The sequence below is a fragment of the Bradyrhizobium sp. B097 genome, from assembly GCF_038957035.1.
Lineage (GTDB): Bacteria > Pseudomonadota > Alphaproteobacteria > Rhizobiales > Xanthobacteraceae > Bradyrhizobium.
The window spans coordinates 8,232,295-8,256,225 of record NZ_CP152412.1; the positions used below are offsets into that span (position 1 = coordinate 8,232,295).

General features: G+C 64.2%; 22 protein-coding genes. 5 read left to right on the top strand and 17 right to left on the bottom strand.

What is annotated here, in order from left to right; genetic code table 11:
• Positions 1-5 precede the first annotated feature (5 nt).
• From AAFG07_RS37850 to AAFG07_RS37890, 9 genes are all read right to left on the bottom strand, one after another.
• Positions 6-1,031: an ABC transporter ATP-binding protein gene (locus AAFG07_RS37850; protein ID WP_207835005.1), complete on the bottom strand. Its 1,026-nt coding sequence runs from the start codon at positions 1,029-1,031 to the stop codon at positions 6-8.
• Positions 1,024-2,121 carry an ABC transporter ATP-binding protein gene (locus AAFG07_RS37855; protein WP_342724698.1) on the bottom strand — a complete coding sequence of 366 codons (1,098 nt, stop codon included), beginning with the start codon at positions 2,119-2,121 and terminating at the stop codon, positions 1,024-1,026. The genes AAFG07_RS37850 and AAFG07_RS37855 overlap by 8 nt, the downstream gene beginning before the upstream one ends.
• Positions 2,122-2,125: 4 nt before the next feature.
• A complete protein-coding gene (locus AAFG07_RS37860) occupies positions 2,126-2,341 on the bottom strand; it encodes a hypothetical protein (protein WP_342724699.1) in 216 nt (71 codons plus the stop codon).
• Entirely contained in the window at positions 2,338-3,300 is a 963-nt protein-coding gene (locus AAFG07_RS37865) for a carbohydrate ABC transporter permease (protein ID WP_342724700.1), read from the bottom strand. Before AAFG07_RS37865 ends, AAFG07_RS37860 begins: the two co-directional genes overlap by 4 nt.
• Positions 3,297-4,271, bottom strand: coding sequence for a sugar ABC transporter permease (locus tag AAFG07_RS37870; RefSeq protein ID WP_342724701.1), 975 nt, complete (start codon positions 4,269-4,271; stop codon positions 3,297-3,299). The genes AAFG07_RS37865 and AAFG07_RS37870 overlap by 4 nt, the downstream gene beginning before the upstream one ends.
• A gap of 73 nt (positions 4,272-4,344) precedes the next feature.
• Positions 4,345-5,703, bottom strand: a complete 1,359-nt coding sequence (locus AAFG07_RS37875) for an extracellular solute-binding protein (RefSeq protein ID WP_342724702.1) — start codon at positions 5,701-5,703, stop codon at positions 4,345-4,347.
• Between the two features lie 515 nt (positions 5,704-6,218).
• The gene (locus AAFG07_RS37880; protein ID WP_342724703.1) at positions 6,219-6,605 is read right to left on the bottom strand and encodes a cytochrome c; all 387 of its coding nucleotides are present in this window, start codon (positions 6,603-6,605) and stop codon (positions 6,219-6,221) included.
• A gap of 13 nt (positions 6,606-6,618) precedes the next feature.
• Positions 6,619-8,574, bottom strand: a complete 1,956-nt coding sequence (locus AAFG07_RS37885) for a thiamine pyrophosphate-dependent enzyme (protein ID WP_342724704.1) — start codon at positions 8,572-8,574, stop codon at positions 6,619-6,621.
• A 165-nt stretch (positions 8,575-8,739) separates the two neighbouring features.
• Complete coding sequence (locus AAFG07_RS37890; RefSeq protein ID WP_342724705.1) at positions 8,740-9,204, bottom strand: RidA family protein; 465 nt, start codon at positions 9,202-9,204, stop codon at positions 8,740-8,742.
• 534 nt (positions 9,205-9,738) lie between these two features.
• Between AAFG07_RS37890 and AAFG07_RS37895 the strand changes: the two genes are divergently transcribed.
• Positions 9,739-9,990, top strand: coding sequence for a hypothetical protein (locus AAFG07_RS37895; RefSeq protein WP_097673702.1), 252 nt, complete (start codon positions 9,739-9,741; stop codon positions 9,988-9,990).
• A 295-nt stretch (positions 9,991-10,285) separates the two neighbouring features.
• On the opposite strand, the gene AAFG07_RS37900 is transcribed toward AAFG07_RS37895, so the two are convergent.
• A complete protein-coding gene (locus tag AAFG07_RS37900) occupies positions 10,286-10,918 on the bottom strand; it encodes a TetR family transcriptional regulator (RefSeq protein WP_342724706.1) in 633 nt (210 codons plus the stop codon).
• Positions 10,919-11,012: 94 nt separating this feature from the next.
• Between AAFG07_RS37900 and AAFG07_RS37905 the strand changes: the two genes are divergently transcribed.
• Positions 11,013-11,678 carry an O-methyltransferase gene (locus AAFG07_RS37905; RefSeq protein ID WP_342724707.1) on the top strand — a complete coding sequence of 222 codons (666 nt, stop codon included), beginning with the start codon at positions 11,013-11,015 and terminating at the stop codon, positions 11,676-11,678.
• Here the strand turns inward: AAFG07_RS37905 and AAFG07_RS37910 are convergent.
• The 3 genes from AAFG07_RS37910 to AAFG07_RS37920 form a co-directional block, all read right to left on the bottom strand.
• Positions 11,661-13,025, bottom strand: a complete 1,365-nt coding sequence (locus tag AAFG07_RS37910; protein ID WP_342724708.1) for a TRAFs-binding domain-containing protein — start codon at positions 13,023-13,025, stop codon at positions 11,661-11,663. The genes AAFG07_RS37905 and AAFG07_RS37910 overlap by 18 nt on opposite strands.
• A gap of 27 nt (positions 13,026-13,052) precedes the next feature.
• Complete coding sequence (locus AAFG07_RS37915) at positions 13,053-13,637, bottom strand: hypothetical protein (RefSeq protein WP_342724709.1); 585 nt, start codon at positions 13,635-13,637, stop codon at positions 13,053-13,055.
• A 112-nt stretch (positions 13,638-13,749) separates the two neighbouring features.
• On the bottom strand, positions 13,750-14,889 hold the full coding sequence (locus AAFG07_RS37920) for a patatin-like phospholipase family protein (protein WP_342724710.1): 1,140 nt from the start codon (positions 14,887-14,889) through the stop codon (positions 13,750-13,752).
• Positions 14,890-15,287: 398 nt separating this feature from the next.
• On the opposite strand from AAFG07_RS37920, the gene AAFG07_RS37925 reads away from it, so the two are divergent.
• On the top strand, positions 15,288-16,712 hold the full coding sequence (locus AAFG07_RS37925; RefSeq protein WP_342724711.1) for a toll/interleukin-1 receptor domain-containing protein: 1,425 nt from the start codon (positions 15,288-15,290) through the stop codon (positions 16,710-16,712).
• Positions 16,713-16,751: 39 nt separating this feature from the next.
• Here AAFG07_RS37925 and AAFG07_RS37930 read toward each other — a convergent pair whose 3' ends face one another.
• The 3 genes from AAFG07_RS37930 to AAFG07_RS37940 all read right to left on the bottom strand — a co-directional run bounded on the left by AAFG07_RS37930 (position 16,752) and on the right by AAFG07_RS37940 (position 18,948).
• The gene (locus tag AAFG07_RS37930) at positions 16,752-17,489 is read right to left on the bottom strand and encodes a hypothetical protein (protein WP_342724712.1); all 738 of its coding nucleotides are present in this window, start codon (positions 17,487-17,489) and stop codon (positions 16,752-16,754) included.
• A gap of 108 nt (positions 17,490-17,597) precedes the next feature.
• Positions 17,598-17,855, bottom strand: a complete 258-nt coding sequence (locus AAFG07_RS37935) for a hypothetical protein (protein ID WP_342724713.1) — start codon at positions 17,853-17,855, stop codon at positions 17,598-17,600.
• A 115-nt stretch (positions 17,856-17,970) separates the two neighbouring features.
• The gene (locus AAFG07_RS37940; RefSeq protein WP_342724714.1) at positions 17,971-18,948 is read right to left on the bottom strand and encodes a nitronate monooxygenase; all 978 of its coding nucleotides are present in this window, start codon (positions 18,946-18,948) and stop codon (positions 17,971-17,973) included.
• Positions 18,949-19,035: 87 nt separating this feature from the next.
• Here AAFG07_RS37940 and AAFG07_RS37945 point away from each other — a divergent pair, with 87 nt between their 5' ends.
• Entirely contained in the window at positions 19,036-20,598 is a 1,563-nt protein-coding gene (locus AAFG07_RS37945; RefSeq protein ID WP_342724715.1) for an AMP-binding protein, read from the top strand.
• A 109-nt stretch (positions 20,599-20,707) separates the two neighbouring features.
• Positions 20,708-21,532: an IS5 family transposase gene (locus AAFG07_RS37950; protein ID WP_342722065.1), complete on the top strand. Its 825-nt coding sequence runs from the start codon at positions 20,708-20,710 to the stop codon at positions 21,530-21,532.
• Between the two features lie 148 nt (positions 21,533-21,680).
• On the opposite strand, the gene AAFG07_RS37955 is transcribed toward AAFG07_RS37950, so the two are convergent.
• Positions 21,681-23,837 carry an ATP-binding protein gene (locus AAFG07_RS37955; protein WP_342724716.1) on the bottom strand — a complete coding sequence of 719 codons (2,157 nt, stop codon included), beginning with the start codon at positions 23,835-23,837 and terminating at the stop codon, positions 21,681-21,683.
• Between the last annotated feature and the right edge of the window lie 94 nt (positions 23,838-23,931).

Consider the following 23,931-nt stretch of genomic DNA (forward strand, 5'->3'; position numbering starts at 1 on the left):
CCCCTCTAATGAACCGCCGCGGCAATGCGCTGCCCCGCGCGGTCGAAACACAACGGATGCACCAGATGCAAGTCGACCTCCTGGCCTGCCTGCAGCGGCTGATGCGGATCCGCCAGCGTCACCAGCGTTTCGCCCTTATAGTCCAGATGAACATGATTCTGCTCGCCGAGGTGCTCGACCCGATGCACGCGGCCGACCATCTGCCCGCCATTGCGCGCGGCGAGCTGAAGATGCTCGGTGCGAATGCCGACCGTCTCGGTTCCGGCCGGCACCGCGACATCGGAGAGCAGGCGAGCCGGCAGGAAGTTGATCTGCGGCGTGCCGAGCCGCGAGGCGACGTAGCTGCTGGACGGGCTCTCGTAGATCTCGCGGGGCGTGCCGAGCTGAAGCAACTGGCCGTCCCTGATCACGCCGATACGCGAGGCCATCGTCATCGCCTCGACCTGATCGTGTGTGACGTAGAGGATGGTCGCGCCGAGCTCGATCTGGATCCGCTTGAGTTCGAGGCGAAGCTCGGCGCGGAGTTTTGCGTCGAGCGAGGACAGCGGCTCGTCCATCAGATAGATCGAGGGATCGCGGACCAGCGCACGGCCGATCGCCACGCGCTGCATCTCGCCGCCGGAGAGACGGGTGGCGCGGTTGTTCAGCTTGCTCGCGATGTGCAGCAGCTCCGCGGTCTGTTCGACGCGCTTGCGGATGATCGGCTCCGCCACCCGCCGCGCCGGAGAGCGCAGCGGAAACGCCAGATTGTCGTAGACCGTCAGATGCGGATACAGCGAATATTGCTGGAACACGAAGGCGATGTCCCGCGAGCCGGGCGGATCATGCGTCACGTCGCGCCCGTCGATCATCACGGAGCCCGTGTCGGGGCTCTCCAGTCCGGTGATCAGCCGCAGCGTCGTGGTCTTGCCGGCGCCGCTCGGCCCGAGCAGGACCAGGAATTCGCCGTCGCTCACCGTCAGCGAGAGGTCCCGGACCGCTTCGACCGCGCCAAAGCGCTTGTTGACGTTGCGCAGGGTGACGTCAGCCATGGCGCACGCCCTCCGCGCTCGCGGTCCTGATCGCAAGGCCGCTGCCGATATCGAACAGCGCCAGCCGCGCGGCGTTGAATTCGAGACCGATGGTCTCACCGATCCGCACCGACGCGCTGGACGGCAGCCGCGCCGCGACCCGCCCATAGGCCGTGTCGACGGTGACGATCTGCGTGGTGCCGAGATATTCCGCGCCGAACACCTCGCCGCGAACGGCGCCCGCGTCGGCGAAGCGGATATGCTCCGGACGGACGCCGAGCGCCAGCGGCGCGCTGGCGCGGTCCTCGCGGATCTCCGGCACCGCAAGCCTGGTGTCATGGAAGCTGACCGCGCGGTCGCCGGATCGCAGGCCGCCCTCGAAGCGCAGGAAGTTCATCGGCGGCGAGCCGATGAAGTCGGCCACGAACATGCTCGCGGGCCGGTCATAGACCTCCCGCGGCGTGCCGATCTGCTCGACACGTCCCCTGTTCATGACGGCGATCTGGTCGGCCATCGACATCGCCTCGAGCTGGTCATGCGTGACATAGACCGTGGTCGCCTTGATGCGATCGTGCAGGTCGCGCAGCTCGCCGCACATCAAATGGCGAAACTCGGCGTCGAGCGCGCCCAGCGGCTCGTCCATCAGGAATGCCTTCGGTCGCCGCACCATGGCGCGCCCGAGCGCGACGCGCTGCCGGTCGCCGCCCGAGAGTTTCGAGGTCTTGCTCGACAGCAGATGCTCGATCTGCAACATCCGCGCGGTCTCGTGCACCCGCTGGCGGATCTCGCGCCGGGCCATGCCCTGGCACTTCAGGGGGAAGCCGATATTCTCCCCGACATTCATGTGCGGATAGAGCGCGAACAGCTGGAACACGAAGGCGATATCGCGCGCGGCAGCACGGTGGAACGTGACGTCCTCGCCATCGAGCAGGATCTTGCCTTCGGTCGGCAGCTCGAGGCCGGCGATCATGCGCAAGGTGGTGGTCTTGCCGCAGCCGGAGGGCCCGAGCATCGCGAAGAACGTGCCGTCGTCGATCGTGAAGGTCGAGCCTTCCACCGCGGTGAACTGATCGAACGACTTGCGCAGGTTTTCGATGCGGATCTGTGCCATGACGCTATTCCGGAAAATGGCTGACGACGACGAAGCCGACCGTGCCGGCCAGGATCGTCACGAAGGAGTAGCTGTAGAGATCGATCGACCAGGGCTGCACCAGCATGATGATGCCGCCTCCGATCAGGGTCATCGCGACGGCCTCCCACGGCCCGCGACGGAACCAGCGCGCTACGCCACCCCGAGTTACGCCATTCCTGGCAACCACAGACCCGCTCATTTGCGCACCGCTCCGAAGGTGATGCCGCGCAGCAGATGCTTGCGCAACAGCACGGTGAACATGACGATCGGGACGACGAACAGCGTGGTCGCGGCGGCAACCGCTGGCCAATCCTGCCCGCCCTCGCCGATGATGAAGGGGATGAAAGGCGGCATGGTCTGCGCCTCGCCGCTGGTCAGCAGCACCGCGAAGGCGTACTCGTTCCAGGAGAAGATCAGGCAGAAGATCGCGGTCGCCGCAATTCCCGTGACGGCCTGCGGCAGCACCACCTTGCGCAGCGCCTGCAGCCGCGTATAGCCGTCGACCAGCGCCGCCTCCTCATACTCGCGCGGGATCTCGTCGATGAAACCCTTGAGCAGCCAGACCGCGAGCGAGACGTTCACCGCGGTGTAGAGCAGGATCATGCCGAGCCGCGTGTCGGTCAGATTGAGCTGCCGGTACATCAGATAGATCGGGATCGCCACCGCGACCGGCGGCATCATGCGCGTCGAGAGGATGAAAAACAGCAGATCGTCCGCCAGCGGAATGCGGAATCGCGAGAACGCATAGGCCGCGAGCGTGCCGAGGAAGACCGCAAGGAAGGTCGAGCCGAAGCCGATGATCAGCGAGTTGACGAAGCGCGGCACGACCTTGGACGGCCCGGCGATCACCATATCCCGCTTGCGCACCAGCTTGTCGTACCAGGTTTCCGGCGGCGGCAGCTTGGCGATGAAATCCGGCGTCTGGCGCGTCCGCACCGTGAACAGGTTCACATAGCCTTCGAGGGTCGGCTCGAAGATCACCTTGGGCGGATAGGCGATGGCGTCGCTTTGCGACTTGAAGGCGGTGGCGACGATCCACAGCAGCGGCAGGATCGTGATCACGGCATACAGGATGACGAGGCCGCCGGCGAACGCCTTGGTGCGCGGCGAGGCCTCGACGATCGAGTGCGCGGTCGATTTGGTGGCGGCAGCGGTCATCGTTGCTTCACCTTGTTGAGCGTCTTGACGTAGATGTTGGCGGCGCCGAACACGGTCACGAACAGGATGATGGCAAGCGCCGAGGAATAGCCGGTGCGCCACTTCTCGAACGCCGCGCGCTTCAGCGCGATCGACACCAGCTCGGTGGTCGAGCCCGGCCCGCCCGAGGTCAGGAGATTGACCATGTCGAACATCTTGAAGTTCTCGATCGCACGGAACAGCACCGCGAGCATCAGGAACGGCACCGTCATCGGCAGCGTGATCGACCAGAACTGCCGCCAGGCCGAGGCGCGATCGACTTCGGCTGCCTCATAGATGTAATCGGGGATCGAGCGCAGCCCGGCGAGGCAGATCAGCATCACGTAGGGCGCCCACATCCAGGTATCGACCAGCACGATGGTCCACGGCGCCAGCGACACCTGCCCGGTCATGCTGAACGAGCTCGGCGGTACGCCGGTGAACAGGCTGATCAGATAGTTGAACGGCCCGATCTGCGGCTGCAGCAGCAGCGTCCAGAAATTGCCGACCACCGCCGGCGACAGCATCATCGGCAGCAGGATGATCGTGGTCCAGAAGCTGTGGCCGCGAAACTGACGGTTGATCAGAAGCGCCAGGCCGAAGCCTATGACCACCTGCAACGCCACCGACGAGATCACGAACTGCGCCGTGGTCTGCAGCCGGAACCAGACGTCCTCGTCGGTGAGGATGTCCCTGAAATTGTCGAGGCCAACGAACCGCAGCGGCAGATAGGACATGCTGAGGTTGAGGTTGGTGAAGGACAGCCGGATCATCCAGATCAGCGGAAAGATGTTGATCGCGAGCAGCAGCGCGATCGTCGGCGCGACGAACAGCCAGGCGATAGCCCGGTCCGACAGGCCGTGGACGCGCCGTCCGGCGCGGGATTTTACAGGCTTGCTCACGCCTGGGATCGTAGCATGATCGGGTTGGAGGATCGTCGTCATCGTGTCCATCAGCGGGGCTGGGCCGGTTCGGATTCCCCGAGGCGGCCCTCGAGGAATCCAGTTCAGGTGAGGTGGGCGGGGGCTATTGCGAGGCGACTTCCTTGCCCTGCTCCTTGAACACCTTGGTCCAGTCCTTGACCAGGAGATCGAGCGCCTGCTGTGACGTGCCCTTGTCGGCGACGACGTAGTCATGCACCCGCTTCTGCATGTCGAGCAGCAGCTGCGCGTAGGACGGCTCGGCCCAGAAGTCCTTCACGATACCCATCGACTCCAGGAATTGCGGCGCGAACGCAGCGCTCTTCGGGAAGTCGGGTGCGTCGACCACCGCCTTGAGCGCCGAGTAGCCGCCGATCTGCCACCACTTCTGCTGCACGGCGGGCTGCGCGAACCATTTGATGTAGGCGAGCGCGTCGTCCTTGTGGTCGGAGGTTGCCACCACCGAGATGCCCTGCCCGCCAAGCTGCGTGAAATGCCCCTTGGGACCTGCCGGGTTGACGAAGAAGCCGATCTTGTCGCCGCCGACATTCGGATCCTTGTAGAGGCCGGGGAAGAAGGCGAACCAGTTCATCTGCATCGCGACCTGGCCCGACTTGAAGGCATCAAGTCCTTCCTGCATGTAGGCGTTGGTCATGCCCGGCGCCGTGCAGCACTTGTAGAGCTCCTTGTAGAACTCGAGCCCCTTGGCCGCGTCGGCGGAATTGACGATGCCCTGCATCTGGTACGCCTTCTTCGGATTGTCGTAGGCGAAGCCGTAATTGTAGAGCACGTTGGTCACGCCCATCGTGATGCCTTCCGAGCCGCGCTCGGTGAAGATGTAGGCGCCATAGACCTTCTTGCCGTCGATGTCGCGCCCCTGGAAGAACTCGGCGATCTGCTTCAGCTCGTCATAGGTCTTCGGCGGCGCCAGATCGCGGCCGTACTTGGCCTTGAACGCGGCTTGAATCTCGGGCCGCGAGAACCAGTCCTTGCGGTAGGTCCAGCCCACCGCATCGGCCATGGCCGGCAGCGCCCAGTAGTTCGGCGTGTTCTTCGGCCACTGCGAATAGCCGACGACCGTCGCCGGGACGAAATCGTCCATCGAGATCTTCTCCTTGTCGAAGAAGTCGTTGAGCTTGACGTACCACTTGTTCTCGGCGGCGCCGCCGATCCATTGGCTGTCGCCGATGATCAGGTCGCAGAGCTTGCCGTGCGAGTTGAGCTCGTTGAGGAAGCGATCGGCGTAGCTCGTCCAGGGGACGAACTCGTATTTCATCTCGATGCCGGATTGCTTGGTGAAGTCCTTGCCCAGTTCGACCAGCGCGTTGGCCGGGTCCCATGCCGCCCAGCACAGCGTAAGCTGCTTGCCTTGGGCTGCGGCTTGCCCGCCGCCGAGACCGCCAAGTGCTGCGGCCGCAACGACCGCGGACGCTACCGTACTGCGTAACCATCCCAATCTTCGCATATCCATTTCCTCCCTATCGTTGAAGCACCTAACTCGCCCGGCGCATCCCTGCCGGATTGACGCCGAGACTTCGAAACCGAGTTGATGAGCGATGATGGAGAGCGAGACTGAACGCGTCCGGACATTGGGGTCCGGATGGCGGGGCTCCTCCCACACATCAGCTCGATGCGCGATGTTTATCGTTTTTGTAATACTAAACGTATTACTAAATTCAGGAACCCGTCAAGCCGATTTCTTGCGAGCCCTCAAGAGGAGCTGGCAGCGCTATCCTACGCAGTCGAATCGCTGCAGTGCACCAACGCCGATAGTGGCGAGCACCCAGCGCTCGGCTCTGCCAGATGTTTAGTGGATCATTTTACTGAACGTTCAGCGCAATGACGAATGCCCTGCCCGCGTCGCCTTACGCCATCTGAAACGAACGATGGCCAACCGCCCCTGCCCGTTTCGCATCACCTCCGGCGAGGCCAGAGCGCGCCAGAGCGACGACGGAACAATCCGGCGCTTCGCGAACTCCCTTACTGATTCAAGATCGGCGGAATGTCCTTGGCCGCCTTCGGTCCCGGCAGCGAGCTGAGATAGGCGTGGATGTCGGCGGCATCCTTGTCCGACAGCACGTCGGCGGAGAATGACGGCATGTCGTTCGGCGCCTCGCGCAGGAAGGCGATGAAGGATTCCACCGGCAGCGCGATCTGCGCCAGCGCAGGCGTCAGATAATTGAAACGGCCGCCCTGCCCGGCGCGGCCGTGGCATTCGAAGCAGCCGTCGGCAAGATAAAGCCGCTTGCCGTTGACGGCATCGCCGGCCGGCGCGTCCTCGGCGCGCGATGCAACGACGGCGCCAGTAGCGAAAGCCCCCGCGATCGCGGCGACGGCGGCAAGACGCTTCACAGTTCCACTCATCATCGCCATCTCCGCTTCAACGCTGATCCATCACGACGTCGAGCAGCGCCGGCTGGCCGCTCTTGACCATGGCGATGGCGCGCTTCAGCGCCGGCGCCAGCGCATTCGGATCGCTGATCGGTCCCTCGCCATAGACGCCGAACCCCTTGGCAACGGTCGCATAGTCGACGAAGGGATCCTTGATCGTGGTGCCGATATCGGCGTTGGTGATGCCGCGGCCATGGCGCGCGGCCATCGCCTGCAGATACATGTATTCCTGATGGTAGGCGCGGTTGTTGTGCACGATGTAAAGCATCGGGATCTGATGATGCGCGGCGGTCCACAGCGTCGACGGCACGAACATGAAGTCGCCGTCGCCGCCGATCGCAACCGTCAACCGCCCGTGCCGCTTGTTGGCGAGCGCGGCCCCGAGCGACGCCGGCAGGGTGTAGCCGACACCGCCGCCGCCGGAGCCGCCGTTCCACTGATACGGCTTGGCGAAATTCCACAGGCGATGCGGCCATGACAGGCCGATCGAGGTGCCGACCAGCGACCAGTCCTCATCCTTGATCTGGCTGTAGAGCTCGGCGCACAGCCGCGCCGTGGTGATTGGGCTCGCGTCCCAGCCGATCGTGGCGTCAAGCTTCGCCTGCTCGACGGTGGCGAGCTTGGTTGCCGCAAGCTTCTTGCCACGCGCGTCGAACACGGCCTCGCGTCCCTCGTCGATCCGGCGTTTGACCTGCTCGGTCAGGGCCGGCAGGCTTGCCTCGGCGTCGCCGGCGATGTCGAGATCCACCTCCTGATAGCGGCCGAGGTCCTGGTAGTTGGCCTTCATGTAGAGGCCGCGGGTGCCAAGCGTGACGATCCTGGCAGTCTTCTTGTAGCGCGGCTCGGAGGTCCGCACGATGCGATCATGGAAATCGCTGAGCGAGCCCCAGATGTCGTTGACCTCCAGCGCCAGGATCAGGTCGGCCTGCGACAGGATGGAGCGGCGGAACGACTGGTTCAGCGGATGGCGCGAGGGGAAATTCATCCGCCCGAAATTATCGATCACGGCGCATTGCAATGTTTCCGCAAGCTCCACCAGGCGCGGCATGCCGGCGGGCGTGCGCGCCATCCGGTCGCACAGGATCACCGGGTTCTCAGCCGCGACCAGCATCCTGGCGAGCTCGGCCAGCGCTGCGTCGTCGCCCTGTGGCGCCAGCGCCGGAGTGAACTTCGGGATGCGCAGGCGGTCGCGGTTCGGAATCGGGTTTTCCTGCAGCTCCTGATCGAGCGACAGCATCACCGGCGCCATCGGCGGCGTGGTTGATATCTTGTAGGCGCGCAGCGCCGATTCCGCGAAATGCTGCAGCGAGGCCGGCTGGTCGTCCCACTTGACGAAGTCGCGGGTCAGCGCCGCGGGGTCGATCGCCGAATGCGGCCATTCGGCGCCCGGCGCGCGCTTGTCGGCCTCCATGATGTTGCCACCCATCACGATGACGGGGACGCGGTCGCACCAGGCGTTGTACATCGCCATCGATGCATGCTGCAGGCCGACTACGCCGTGGCAGATCATGGCGAGCGGCTTGCCCTCGATCTTGGCGTAGCCCTGGCCCATATGCACCGCGATCTCTTCATGCGGGCAGGTGATGATCTCGGGCTTCTTGTTGCCGCCATGATTGATGATGGCCTCGTGCAGGCCGCGGAAACTCGAGGCGCAGTTCATCGCGAGGTAATCGATGTCGAGCGTCTTGAGCACGTCGACCATGAAGTCGCCGCCGCTCGAGGTCTGATTGACCGGATCGGCCGGCGGCGGCATCGCATCCGCAGCCGCAAGCCTCGGCCCAGGGAGAGCTGCTTTGGGACGCGGTTCGGAAATGCCTGACATCGCGGTGCTGGCGGCGGCAGGGGCAGCCAGCGCCGCCGCACCGGCGACGGTTGCACCCTTCAGGAAATTTCGGCGGCCGGGATCGAGCGCGCCTGCGCGGCGCGAGTCGCTGCGTTTCGACATGGCGTCCTCTCCGGGAACTTAGACCAGATGCCTACGAGCTCATTCTTGTTGGCATCAGTGTCGTCCCGAAGTTCAGGAGCCGTCAATACACAGACGCGTAAGCGCGCAGCTTTTGGCTGAGGTGCTCCGCGAAATTGGCATGGGAAGAGGAATGCGCGCTTCGGCCTAGCGCGCCAGCGCTGCGATCAGCTCGACTTCGATCGATGCGTTACGCGGAAGCTGCGCGACGCCAACGCTCGTCCTGGTGTGGAGCCCGCGCTCCGGACCGAACAGCTCCATGATGAGCTCCGATGCGCCGTCGGCGACCGCGGTCTGACCGCTAAAATCCGCGGCGCTGTGCACGAACACGGTGAGCTTCAGGATCTGCGTGACATTGTCGAGTGACCCCAGATGCGCCTTGATCGCGGTCAATCCGCGGATCAGCGCCAGCCGTGCACCTCGTCTGGCTTCTTCCATTGTGACATCGCGGCCAACCTGGCCGACGACATGAACCTTGTCGCCGTCGCGCGGAAGCTGACCGCTGACATAGATCGTGTCGCCATGGACCACGACCGGCGCGTAGGCGCCGCCGGCCGCCGCCGACATCGGCAGCTCGATGTTGAGTTCGTTCAGACGTTGCTCGAGGTTCACGATTGCAGCCAGCGAACTGGCTCTCCTGTCGGATCGCGGCGTAGCTTCTGAAGCAACGCTGGTCTGAGCGAAGCGGAGCTCCGTCTGCCGCCGCGCTTCTGTTAACCCGGTTCTGCGTGACGCGGTACCCAGGAACATGCTCTCGGAGCAATTCTGCCGGCGTCAACGCTGCGCGCGGCCTTTCAGATATGCGCAGAGCATGTCGGGCCATGTCTCAGCCGCCAGACGGAAAATACCCGTCATATTTTGGCCATAGCCCGTTTCTTAAAGGCCCGGGCGGGCCATGTCCCGCCTCTGTTTTGCGTCGCCTGGCCGGTGCGGTCGCTTCGCAACCAAATCGCAGATCATCGCTGCGCCCCTCCCACAATCAGGATGGTCTGCCAACAACAAGAGGACTTTGTAATGCGTAAAACTCTCGCGGCTGTCGCCGTGCTCTTGGCCTTCGCTTCATCCGCTGCTGAAGCTCGCGGCCGTCATCACCATCATCGACACCATGCACATTCCGGTCGCCCCGCTGCGTGGTGCGGGTGGTTCATGCGCACGCAGGTCGGCAGCGATCCCGGTCCGCAATACAATCTGGCGCGATCCTGGGCGCGATACGGCAGTAATGCAGGCGGCCCTTCGGTCGGCGCGATCGTCGTCTGGCGTCACCACGTCGGCAAGATCGTGGGCCACGAGAACGGCCAGTGGATCGTCCAGAGCGGCAACGATGGACATGCCGTGCGCACGCGGCCGCGCTCGCTGGCCGGCGCCATCGCGTTCCGAAACGCCTACGCTTCGTTCTAAGGGAACCTCGACGCGATATACGAACCGTTCATCATCGCGACTTACGCTGAGGCGGGGTTTCGCCCTGAAGCCCTCAGACGGGCGCCGTCACCTGCGTTGACCTGGTGGCGGCGCCTTTTTCAGGAATGCATTGGCTTGCCTCAGAAACCGAAGAAAGTCGCAGCTGCTTCCACGGCCGTTTCCTGCTGGTCGGCCGCTTATGTCAGCATTTGCAATGCCGTGACGGTTTTCGCTGTGACCGGCGGCGTTCTCGGATTCCTGCTGGCTGCCAAGCGTTACTTGTGAACATCCCGGTTCAGCCCTTTCCGAGACTCTTCAGATACGCGCAGAACATGTCGGCCATCGCGTCGGCGTAGCTCTCGATCTCGGCCTGGCTTCGCGGGCTTTCTGAAAAATCCTTGCCCACCGTGCTCATCGTGGTCGTGATCAGATCGCCGGCCGTCGCGCAGACTGCGGCGGATGCCTTCGGCAATACCTCGCGCATGAAGACCTCGACGATGCGCTCGCCCGATGCGCGCGCCTCGCGGGCTTCGGGCGCATCGCGATAGAGCGGCGCTGCATCGTTGAGTGCGACGCGCACCGCGGCCTCCTCGCATTCGGAACGGATGAAGGCGTGCACCAGCGCACGCAACCGCACCAATGGCGGCCGCGTGCGGTCTGCGAGAATGTTGCGCAGCAGGCTGGAGTTCTGTCGCCACTCATCGCTCTGCAGCCGGAACAGGATCGACGCCTTGTTCGGAAAATACTGGTACAGCGAGCCGATGCTGACGCCCGCCCGCTCGGCCACCCGTGCCGTGGTGAAACGCTGCGCGCCCTCCTTCGTCAAAACCTGAACAGCAGCATCGAGAATCGCCGCGACGAGCTCGGCCGAGCGGGCCTGTTGCGGCTGTTTTCGCGAGGAAATTGAGGAACTTCGCCGTCCGGTCATGAACGCCCAGGGGAATGCGATTAGCGAATGCGAATAATTATTCGTATTTCTGGCGGGGCGCAAGGACGCACCGCTTTTCAGACCGGAGACCACCATGACCACCCTCATTTCACCTGAGCTCGCGGGCCTGCTCGACCGGCTGTTCGCGCAAGCTTCCGCCGCTGACGAGGAGACTCAGCTCGCGGTGGCGGACCTTTCAAATGAGGAACAGGCGCGCCTGATGCGGAGCAAGACCGACTACCGCGCGCTCTACGGCCGCCTGAACAATGTGCCGCTCGCGGTCTCGCGCGAGACCGGCGCGCTGCTCTACATGCTGGCGCGCAGCGCGCGGGCGCGGAACATCGTCGAGTTCGGCACCTCATTCGGCATCTCGACGCTGCACCTCGCCGCCGCGCTGCGCGACAATGGCGGCGGCCGGCTGATCACCAGCGAGTTCGAACCGTCCAAGGTGCTGCGCGCCCGGGACAATCTCGTCGCCGGCGGCGTTGACGACCTGGTCGAGATCCGCGAGGGCGACGCGCTGAAGACGCTGCGCACCGATCTGCCCGATACGATCGACCTCGTGCTGCTCGACGGCGCCAAGGCGCTCTACCCCGACATCCTCGATCTCGTGGAGCGCCGCTTGAAGCCGGGCGCCTTCGTCGTCGCCGACAATGCCGACCACAGCCCCGACTATCTGGCACGGGTGCGCTCGCCGGCGAGCGGCTATTTGTCGGTGCCGTTCGGCGGTGACGTCGAGCTGTCAATGCGGCTCGGCTGACGCGGATGGCGAAAGAGCGCGCGATGCTGGGCCCTTGATCCTGTCGATCACTGCGGACAGCCGCGCGCGTTTTGCGGCATCGTCGACATACCCAAGGCTGGCGTTGAGGTCGCGAAGAACACTGCTCACCTTCCATTTCGCTTGTCCCTCGGCAATCACCTGCACCGCCAACTCCTCGGCCTTGTCCGGGTCACCGAGATCGAACGCCGCTGCAAGCAGTGTCGGGCGCAGCCATTCGTCAGCGAGATTCAGCATCCTTGCGCGCTCACAAGCAGCGATCGCAGATCGTACGGCGTCTTGTGCAAGATTCTCATCACCCTTCTCGGCACGGGCGCGATAGAGCCGAGGCAGATTGCTCGAGCAGTAATAGGCGTTGAGATCGAGCCGCATTCCTCGTTCATAGCAGTCGATCGCCTGGCCGCGGCGCTGCTGGCGATCGTTATCGTCCGTAGCCTCGTCGGCGAGGCGTTTATACCGACCGCCCATCAGGCCGAGACGCTCCGGAGTTGGCCCTGCGAAATCAATCAGTGTTTGAATTTCAGCAATGGCGTCGACGGGGTTGCCAACTTGAGCAAGTGCAAATGCACGATTTTCCTGCACTTCGGGCTCATCGGCGAAGCGCTCAGGAAGCTTGCATATGTAATCGAGCACCACGTTCCAGTCATCCTTGCCATCGACGCAGTCGCGCAACAGCAGCAACAACGCGAGCGCCTTCGAATAAGTGGCCGGGGGATTACCCTCCGCGGCGATCAACTCCAGGGAACGCTTCATGCGGTCTTTCTCAGCCGCTGCGCGCACCGCGCGTATCTTGGTCTGGAACGCAGCCTGCTCGGCGAGCTGGTCCCGCATCACGGTCGCCTTGCGTGGATCGACTTTGTCGGGATAACCCGGGATGGACTGGTGCATCGGCGAAATCCCCGCAGCGAGCCCTTTGATCGGCTCTTTGATCGCTGCCTGCATCGCGGCAGCGGTTACCTCGGTGATATCGCCCTCCGGCAGCGGATAGCGGACGGTCCGCATCTGGACGACGTCGAACAATTGCTTGGACCAGTCGGCCGCAAGCAGGACGCATCCCGTCTTCTGCGATGCGTGGCGAATGCCGACCTCGTAATAGACGTTGCCGTTCGGAATCGTCATGTCGGCCAGCACGAGATCGGCGAAGTAGAGCCGCTCCAGCATCTCGCTGACGATCAACGCGCTGGTGTCCTGATCGGCGCGCACCGGCTGATAGCCCAGTGCCTTGATGACCGGAACGTAAGCCCGATCCCAGAGCGCATTAAAATCGATCTCGGCCGGACCAAACTTGGGGTCGGCCTGGGTCGGCTTGCGACCGTAAGGCATGATCATGAAACAAGACGGCATCTTTCAAATCCTTCAGTCCCATAATTTTCTCGTATCCAGCCAGTAAATCCACGTCGTCTTGCGCCCCGCCTCTTCCATCAAATGCTTCGCACCGCCAGGGCCATCGCCGCCCTCGCCGTTCCAGAGGCAGATGAAGGCGATCTTCTCGTCGCCGAACCGGGCGGCGCGCGCCAGCATCCATTGATTGTCGCGCTCGTAGGCGTTCTCGCCAGCCGGCAGCGGCCCGAGTTCGTCGGGCATGACGTGGAGCGTCGCTTTCGATTTCGCGGCGAAATAGCGCGCACGCCAATCGCCGCCGGCGAAATCCACCGAGCCGGCGAGGAAGGTCGGCTCATCGAACGGAATATAGATTTCAAGCCGCATGCCCTGCGCGAGAGCGGCTTCCGCAAACAGGAGATCGCCACCGCAGGCCCCGCCGCAGATTGCGAGATCGCCTTCACGGACCCCGATCCGCACAAGCGCGTCGGCGATCGCAGCGGCCGCAGCGGGCTCCTTGTCCGGGGGAAAGCGTGGCGTCTTTCGATCTGGCGCATCGATCATGTGACCGCTGAAGAGAACCACTGTGTTCGGTGACTTGGCGTCTTGTTCCGTGGCCATCGCGACACCTCGACTCATGATTGGATCATTGTGTCCAGGTGACGAACTTAGCTGATGGCGAATTCCTTGTCGAAGCCGGGATCCGCGTGTTGTGACGCCGCTGCGCGCGGCACTACGTGAGATCGAAGGCCTGTGGGAAATGTTCCGGCTTGACCTGCTCCTTCGCGGCGAGCTGTCCGATCGCAGCGAGTTCGTCCATGTTCTTCGGGGCGTCCATCGCTGCGACCTTCGCAAGCGCGTCCGGCGTCCGATCGATGCGGAGCTTCTCCTTCAGCCAAGCCGCTTCCAGCAGCACGTTGTAGTGCGCATAGGTCGCGAGTTGCGGCCCGTTCTGGCTGTCCGCGATCATATCCGTCACCGCGCGATCGATCGGCCACGGCGTCAGGCAATTGGTCAGCCATTGCAGCATGCCGTGATTGTGCCGGCTGCAATCGTCCATGAGCGATTGCAGCGAGCGCACACCCTGCTCCGCCGCCGGCATGTGAACGATCTGGTCGGTCGAATAGGTTGCCTTGAATACGCCGGTACCCGCCGAGATCAGCAGCAGCTTGTCCTTGCCGCTATGCCAGCGAAAGCCGTGGCCATGGAGTGCCGCGAGCATCAGCAGTTGCAGCGCCGGATCGTTGAACGGGCTGACGCCGCCGTCGACGAAGGCGCCGTTGACTGTGTGACCGTCGCGCGCCGAGATCGTGATCTCCTCCGGTTTGAAATAGGTTGGCGCCGCGGTGCTGGCGCGCACCACCTGGGTCAGCCGCAACGCGCCGTCCTGCTTGGCAAAGGGCGCGTCCGGATGATTGTGCAGCGGCCAGGGACTGCCGGTATCGAGCCGCTTGGTCATGATCATCAAGCCGGTGCGGATGTGGTCGCTGCCGAGCACCGTATCGGCGCCGAGTTGCGCATCGAGCGCACGCTGCAAGGCGTCGGAATTGAATTTCGGCGCCAGCAGCCCTCGCCGCCAGAACGATTCCTGAAAGATGTCCGTGCCGATCGAGCGATAGAGCTTCTTCAGGGCGTCGACGGTCATGCCGCAGGCCAGTCCGGCAGCGATGATCGATCCCGTCGAGGTACCGCCGATCAGATCGAAATAGTCGCACAGCAACAGGTCGTTGTTCTTGTACCGCTCGCGCAGCTGCGTCTCAATCGCGGCCAGATATTCGAGCGTCAGAATGCCGCGAATGCCGCCACCGTCGAGCGCCAAAATCCGCTTCGGTCCTGCTTCACGATCAAGATGCTGCTGCTTGGTCTTCGGCATGATTGCCCCCCGACTATGACTTTTGCTGATCTCGATACGGCCGGCCGATCACGGCCGAAGGCTCAATTGATCGTGCATCCAGGCGCGAACGGCGCCAGGCCATGAAATGAAGCGATGCGTTCAAATCGACACATCGGCTGAGTTTCGAAAAATTTTAGCCAGTCCGCACCGGAGCACGACAAGCATCCCGCGCCGGTCCCCTGGGTATCTTGCACATGGCACACCCTAAGGTATAGTGAGATAAATCACTGGCAGGCGTTTTTTCTTTTTCGCGCCCGGCGATCGCACAATTCAGAGACGAGCTATCATTAAGTCCGCGGCAGGACGTGCAGCCGCCGCATTCGGCCGACGAGACACGGCCAGCCGTCGCATCAAATTCATGCAGATCGGAATTTGCCATGCCAAATGATTTCTCGGTCTTTATCAGCCATCGCGCCGAAGACAGATTTCTCGCGCGCCTGTTGAAGGCGCGGCTCGAATATCTCAGCAGCCTGGACGGTCAGCGTTCGGTGGAGTGCTTTGTCTGCGAGGAAATTCCCGGTGGCACGGAATGGCGGCAATGGATGATCGACAACACGGCGAAGGCCGACTGCCTGATCTTCATTCACACCAATGCCGAGCACAATTGGACGTGGTGCGCGTCCGAGATCGCCCAGTTCGATGGCTACAAACGCGCGCTGAAGCTCATGTCAAAGGTGCTGTGGTTCTCGGTCGACAGTTCGCCGTCGTTTCCGATGCTGGCAGAGAACGAGTTTTACGGGATCGGCGAGGACGAGGTCCGGCGGTTTCTCGAAGATCTGTTCGTGCGGCCGACCTTCGGTGCCGTGCCGCTGCGGCCGAAACTGAACGCCAATCACGCCCGCGACTTCAACGAGGCGGTGAAGGACCTGCACGCGCAGTTCATGCAGATCACGCGCCCGGAAGAGCTGTTTCGTCTGCGGCTTCGCATCGTGTTCAGCGACGAGTTGTCGTTCCGGCAGAAGGCCGATGCGCTGAAGGCATTGCCGCCGTCAGACCGTGCGCGCGGATTCCTGACGGATGCCAGGCTGGAGGCGGATCCCGCCACCACCACACTGCTGTCCGGCCCCGATGCGGCTGATCTCGACTGGGAGGACCTGCTCAGCGCACAAAATCGGTATGACAGTGGCGCCTGGCTCGACGAGTTGACGAGCTACGTCGCGAACTCGTTTTCCGACGTGGACATTGCCAGCCGGCGAAACCGCGAGCAGGTCCTCAGTCCGATCTTCCGCGATTTGAAGCTGTATCAACCGGTCATCGCCCGGCTCGAATATCTCGACAACACGCCTTTCTCGGTCGTCATCATCTTCGTGCCGATGCCGCCATTCAGCGAGGATCCAAGACTGATGGTCGCGCAGAACATGCCGAAAGACATCGTCTTCCTCTCAATCCTGCTGCGACTGGCGCGGCGCTTCCGATGGTCGTTTCTCGAGCCGCTGTACAACGCGGTCGAGAACCTGGACGATGACTTCAGCGCCAAGCGATGGGACGATCTGCTGCAGCGCTACCACGAATGCCTGGAAAACCTCGATTCGATCCTGCGACAGGGCAACATGCGCGAGCTCGAGACTGTCGGCGACATCAAGTCGACGATCAACATCTCCGACGATTCTCTCTTGAAGGAGATGTTCAAGGATTGGGGGACGTTTCAGACCCGGCTTGCACAGGCCATCGAGAAGAAGTCGCCGGGCGATGTACGGCAGACGCTGGAGCCATGGCTCAAGCGCAACAAGGACTTCATGAAGCAACTGCTCGTCGAAACCCAGGGCAAGGTGGACAAGCTGCGGCCGCTGGAGGCCCATTAAAAATGGTCGGCGGCAGGTCGGCGCGGCCGACCCTTCCGCTCAGATCATCGAAGCGACGCGCTCGAGGCCGATCAGGCGTGCCAGCGAACGGACCTCGTTCTTCTGATCCTCGCGGAGCTGGAACAGCAGTGGCATCGCCGCCGACTTCAGCTGCTGGACTTCCTCGGAGTCGGGATCGATCGGCATGGTTCCCGATGCGGGATCGCCCTGGCGCTTGGCGTGGATTTTGCGCGCGACGGCGCGCAGCGCAGTCTCAACCGCCGGCCAGTAATACTGCTGCGATGACGACAGCTTGAGCCGGTCCTTGATGCCGGCGATCTGCGCGTCGCTGAGCAGGGCGTAGGTCTTCTGCGGCGCCGGCTTGGCGGCCGCCTTGGGCTTCGGCAGCGCGGCGGGGGCGGCCGGCGCCGGCGCGGCGGGCTCGGCGATCTGCGGCTGGGCTGCGTCGACGGGGTCATTGATCTTCGGCAGGCCGATATCGGCAGGCTCGGCGGAGGCATAGGCCTGGCGCACGGTATCGGTCGCGCCCGGGATCGCGGCTTGCGCCCGCAGCAGGAGCGGCGACGGACTGGCGGGCGGCTCGGCCGGCCGCTGCGCCTCGAAGGCGGCCGTCGCGAGCGTCGTGACCGCAAGCTTGTCCTGCTTGCTGGCGCGATTGGCGACCGGACCAATGTCGGCCTGCGCCGCGGGCAGGCTGTCGCGGCCCAAAATGGCTGTTATCGCGGCGCCGGCGAGGAGGAAGCAGGTCAGCGCGGCGAGGGTGATGGCTCTGGTCAAAAACTACTCCATTCCCGGCCAGTGTTGCCGCAAACTGCGCGAGAAATGCGGCGTTACCGTGCCGTGACAGCGCCAAATAGGTGAAATCGGCCCGAAACGGCCCGAAAATCAGGCCGCAGCGTCAAGCTCATATGCTTCCTGGATGTCGGCCACGATCTCATGCGCCGTCCAGAGGGCGCCGGGCTGGACCGAGTGCAGGCTGACCGTCCAGTTGGTGCGGCGGGTGCGCGGCGTGCTGACGATGTCGAATTCGACCTGGCGGCACAGCGGATGCCGCTGCAGGGCGTAGAACACACGGGTCCGGAGATCGTCGAGCGATGCCGGGGTCTTGGCCGAATCCCTGGCGAAGTGCGCCTCAAAAGCCATGTCGCATTCCCACTACTGCCGGGCGGCCAGCCGCGGTGGCGGACCATCCCGTGACGCTATTGTTGGGACTGGCATGGTTAATGCCGCGTTAAGCGGACAGGCGGGACTTGATGGGTCAGGCGAGCCGCACCCGCGCGCTCGCCACCTCGTACTCCGCGATCGTCTGGGCCAGCAGATCATCGACCGCGAGCACCCCCGTCACCCCTGAGGTGGAATGACCGCCGCTCCAGATGTCGCGCCAGCGTTTGGGGCGGCTTTCACGGGCGCCGATGTCGATGTCCTTGCCGATGTCGATCGCGCCGCGCGCCGGCAGATTGTTGGGATCGAGCCCGGCGGCCTCGATCGAGGGCCGCAGCATGTTGGTCTGCAGGCCCGTGAAGGCCGTCGTGAGCAGGATGTCGTCGGCCGTCGCTTCGACCAGCATCTGCTTGTACCTCGCCTCCGCCATGCTCTCGCGCGTCGCGATGAATTTGGTGCCCATATAGGCGAGATCGCAGCCGAGCGCCTCCGCGGCGCGCAGCGCGTGGCCGTCGCTGATGCCGCCGGCCAGCACGATCGGGCCGTCGAAGAATGCGCGCACCGCGCGGACGAACACGAACGGATTGAGCCAGCCGGTCTGCCCGCCGGCGCCCGCGGTGAGCAGCACGAGCCCGTCGGCGCCTGCCGCGACCGCGCGCTCGGCATGACGGATCGAGGCGACGTCGGCGAACACCAGCGCGCCGGCATCGTGCAGAGGTGCGAGCACCGGCGCGGGCGAGCCGACCGAGGTGATCACGAGCTCGGGCTTGTGCCGCAGCAGCACCGCGAGATCCTGCGCCAGCCGCGTGTTGGAGCGATGCACGATCAGGTTCGGACAAATCGGCGCAGCCGTCCTGCCGCTTGCGTCGGCATGCGCCTGCAGGCGGCGCGCGATGTCGCCAAGCCACGCGTCGAGCTGTTCCGTCTCACGGCAATTCACCGTCGGAAACGAGCCGATCACGCCATTGCGGCAGGCAGCTACCACCAGCTCGACGCCCGACACCAGAAACATCGGCGCGGCAATCAGCGGCAACCGGAGGCGATCGCGAAAACGCGCGAGAGGATCAGCGGACAAGTTGTTTCTTCCCTGCATCATTGTGTTAGCGTCATCGCCAACATTGGCACGAGAGAAGCCAAAGACAAAGGCGGGAGGGACAACGACATGAGCAATCCGCTCTATGCATTTCCGGCGGTGTGCGAGCAGACCTTGCGGGCACTGGCGCGCTACCCGTCGCGGACGGCCTTCGCCTGGCCGGGCGGCTCGCTCAGCTATCAGGGCGCGACCGATTTGATTGGACGGATGCAGAGCGTGTTCATGCGGCTCGGCTTTGCGCCGGGCACCCGCGTCGCGCTGCTCACCGCCAACCGCGCCGACAGCTGGTGTGCCGGCGTCGCCGCGCAATTGTCGCGGCTCGCTATCACCTGGCTGCATCCGCTCGGCTCGCTCGACGACCAGCTGTTCCAGATCGAGGACTCCGAGGCCGAGATGCTGATCGTCGACGGCATCACGTTTCGCGATCGTGGCGGCGAGCTCGCCGCGAAGGCCGCCGGCCTGAAGACCGTGTTCACGCTCGGCCCAGCAAATTACGGCGCCGACCTGTTGCAGGTGATCGAGGATGCCGGCAGCGCGACCGCGAAGAACTTTGCCTGCGAAGACGACATCTCGACCCTGAACTACACCGGCGGCACGACCGGCAAATCCAAGGGCGCGCTGCGCTATCACCGCGAATATGGCGGCTTCGCCGCCGCCATCCTCGCCGACTTCGAGATTCCGGAGACGCCGCGCTACCTGACGGTGGCGCCAATCAGCCATGTCGCCGGCACCAAGGTGCTGCCGACGCTGATGCGCGGCGGCACCGTGCACATGCTGAAGGGGTTCGATCCAGAGGCCGTGTTCAAGACCATCGCGCGCGAGAAGATCAACTTCACGCTGTTCGTGCCGACCATGATCTATGTGATGCTGGATCATCCGGCGCTGCCCAAAACCGACCTCTCCTCGCTCGAGCTGTTGCTCTACGGCGCCTCGGCGATGTCGCCGAGCCGGCTGGTCGAAGGCATCGAGCGGATCGGCCCGGTGTTCTCGCAGCTCTACGGCCAGACCGAATGCTATCCGGTCTCTGTGCTGCGCAAGGCGGACCATGACCCGAAGACGCCGGAGCTGTTCCTGTCCTGCGGCTTCCCGATCACCGCCTGCCAGGTGAAAATCCTCGATCAGGACGACCAGGAGGTCGCGACCGGTGAGGCCGGCGAGATCTGCGTGCGCGCCACGCATGTGATGGCCGAGTACTGGAAGCGGCCCGACATCACGGCTGAGACCCTGAAGAGCGGCTGGCTGCACACCGGCGACATCGCCCGCAAGGACGAGCGCGGCTACATGTTCATCCTCGACCGCAAGAAGGACATGATCGTCTCCGGCGGCTTCAACATCTTTCCACGCGAAGTCGAGGATGTCTTGTCGCAGCACGCCGACGTCGCGATGGTCGCCGTGGTCGGCGTGCCCGACGACAAATGGGGCGAGGCCGTCACCGCCGTCGTGGTGGCACGCGAGGGCACTGTGCCCGACGCCGACGAGCTGATCAGCCTCGTGAAGGCAAAGAAGGGCTCGGCGCACGCACCGAAGCAGATCCAGTTCGTCAAGGAGCTGCCGATGACCGGCGTCGGCAAGATCGACAAGAAGGTGCTGAAGGCGCGCTTCTGGTCCGGCCGCGACCGCATGGTGGGGTGACGTTCGCCGAACTCAATCCCGTCATCCTGAGAGCCTGACCGAAAAAGCAGTGAGTGATTTCAGTCGGCTGTGATTCCTTCGGATTTGCAAAGATTCGAGGGAGTGCACCATGCCATGGACCAAAATCACTCGTGCTCAGTATCTGCGGAACGGACTGCGCTATGCAAGCGACATGACCGACGCGGAGTGGCGTCTGATAGCCAGGAAGTTGCCGGGTCGGCGTCGATTGGGCCGCCCGCGGAAGGTTGATCTGCGCAAGGTGGTCGAGGCCATTTTGTTCATTCTGTCCACCGGCTGCCAATGGCGCGCTCTGCCGCGGGAGTTCCCGCCGTACTCGACGGTGCAAGGTTATTTCTATACTTGGCGCGATACTCGCCGATGGCACAGGATCGTGAAGGCTCTGGTCCGACAGGCACGGCGCAAACTCGGCCGCAAGCCGACACCGACGGCGGCCGTCATCGACAGTCAGAGCGCTTCGACGACACAAGCCGGCGGCCCGCGCGGCTTCGATCCGGGCAAACGTGTTAACGGACGTAAGCGGCACATCGTCACCGATACCAACGGTCTCTTGCTGGCCGTCCACGTTCACCCAGCCAATGTTCAGGACGTGCATGGTGCAGTCCCCTTACTGGAGCGCGTGCGAGAGCGCTTTCCGAAGCTGCGTCATGTCTTTGCTGACCGGGTTTATCGCGGAAAGCAGCTTGTTGGCGCGCTCTCCCATTGCGGGCCATGGACCATTGAGATCGTTCAGCGGCCGCCTGGGGTCAAAGGCTTCCAGCTCTTACCACGACGCTGGGTCGTCGAGCGCACCTTCGCGTGGTTCGGCAGGTGTCGCCGCCTCTCCAGAGATTTCGAGGGCTCCGCCTCAACTGAGGTCGCCTGGCTCCTCGTAGCCCATCTCAGACTCTTGACCCGACGCCTCGCTACGCCCTGAAAATACTCAGCTCATTTGGAGTCAGACTCTCAGGAGGCCGCGCAGCGGCCGTCTCGAAGGATGCACGGCCGAGATATCTCAGCGTGCGTCTCGGCCCATCGCGGCGGCAGCCGGGCCGACGCCCTTCGAGGCGCCGCTTCGCGGCTCCTCAGGGTGACGGTGAGAGAGCGCTGGGATTTGCGACAGGAGTGAGCTGACCGGCCCCCTGCGCCAGCAGCTGATCGAGCCGCTCGCGCAGCTGATCCTGGTGGTAGGGCTTGGCCAGCCGCGGCAGGTCGACCTGAGTGCCGTCGGGCAGTTCAGCATAGCCGGTGGCGAGCAGGACAACGAGATGCGGGCGCAACTCGCGCGAGGCCGCGGCCAGTTCGATGCCGGTCATGCCCGGCATCACGTGATCGGTCATCATCAGGTCGATCTCCTGGTCGCTCCTGAGGATATCGAGCGCGTGCGGTCCGGAACTGGCGCCGATCACGCGATGGCCGAGGTCCTCCAGCATCTCCGTGGTCGACATCGCGATCAGCGGATCGTCGTCAACCAGCAGGATCACCGCCGAGCGCTTGACCTTCTGTGCCGCAGGCGCCGGGGTCTCGACCGCCGGCGCTGTTGTCGCGACCGGCAGCACCAGCACGGCCGTGGTGCCCTTGCCGACCGCGCTCGACAGCTGCAGCGTGCCGCCGAGCTGCACCGCGAGCCCGTGCACCATCGACAGGCCGAGACCGGTCCCCTTGCCCACCGGCTTTGACGAGAAGAACGGCTCGATCGCCCGCTTCAGCACGTCCGGCGACATGCCACTGCCGCTGTCGACCACCGACAGCTTCAGGTAATTGCCCGGCTGCAGCGCGGGATCGCCCTTGACCTGATCGCTCCTGACCTGATCGTTTTTGGCCTGCCAGGCCGCGAGGCGGATTTCGATCACGCCGCCATCCGGCATCGCATCGCGCGCGTTGATCGCAAGGTTGAGCACCGCAAGTTCGAGCTGGTTGGTATCGACGCAGGCCGCCGGCAGTCCGTCCGGGATATCCAACCGCAGCGTGATGCGCGGCCCGAGCGAGCGCTCGAGCAGTTCGCTCATATCGCGCACCAGCGCGCCGAGATCGACCGGCACCGCGCGCAGATCCTGCTGCCGTGCGAAGGCCAACAGCCGCTGCGTCAGCGAGGCACCGCGCTCGGCGCCCTGCAACGCGCCGTCGACCAGCCGGCGCAGGCGTGGGTCCTCCGGCATCCGCTTGCGCAGCAGATCGAGATTGCCCATCACGGCCATCAGCAGATTGTTGAAGTCGTGCGCGACGCCGCCGGTAAGCTGGCCGATCGCCTCCATCTTCTGCGCATGGCGGAGCTGTTCCTGCGCCCGCTCGCGCGCGGCGACCTCCTTCATCAGGTCGGCGGTGCGCTGTTCGACGCGCTGCTCCAGCGTCGCGGTGAGCTCGGCAAGCGCGGTGCGTTCTGCGGCGAGCTGCGCCAGCAGCGCCTCGCGCTCGATCTCCGCGGTCTTGCGCGCGGTGATGTCGGAGCAGACCCCGACCAGCGATCGGATGCTGCCGTCGGGCCGGCGCACCGCGCGGGCGCGGACATCGAGCCAGTGCTGGGTGCCGTCGGGCCAGATGTTGCGATACTCGATCCGGTAATCCGCGCCGGTGCGCAGCGTTTGCTCGACGATTTCGCTGCGGCGGGCGCGGTCATCGGGATGCACCGCGTCGAGCAGATCCTGATAGGTGAAGGGACCGCGAGGCTTGCGCCCGAAGAATGTCTTGCAGGTCGGCGACGCCTCGAGCTCGAAATCCGGCAGATGAAGTTCGAGCGCGCCGAGATGGCCGGCATCGAGCGCGGTCTGCAACAGGTCTTCGCTCTCGGTCAGGTCTTCCAGTATCTGGCGGGTCTGGTACTGGCGGCGGCGGCCACGCACCGCCGCGGCGACCAGGCTCACCAGCGTGGTCGGATGGAACGGACGCTCGATGAAGGTGACATTGCCGAGCGCGCGGCCGAGCCGCGCCGCTTCGGGATTGCGCTCGGGCCCGCCCTTCTCGCTCATCAGCACGACGGGAAAATCCGACCATGACGGCTGCTCGTTCAGCCAGCGCGTCAGGCCGGCAAGGTCGGCGGTCCTGATCGCCTCGTCGGCAATGATGCCAAGGCCCGCCCCGCTCGCGACCTGGTGCTCGAGCTCGGCGAGGTCGCCGCAGATGTTGGCGTAGTAACCGGCTTCCTTGATCAGGTGGGCAGTCTTGACGGCGTCCCGCTCGCTCGCGGCGAGGATGACCGCGCGTTCCGAGGACGGGCCGGGCTTCACCGCGAGGCTCCGAGCCACCGCGCAGCGCCGATACCACCCGCCCGCAACGGACAGGGCCGCCGGACGGCCTTGGCCAGGAAACCGGCGGCGAGATCGATGCGCGTCATGACAC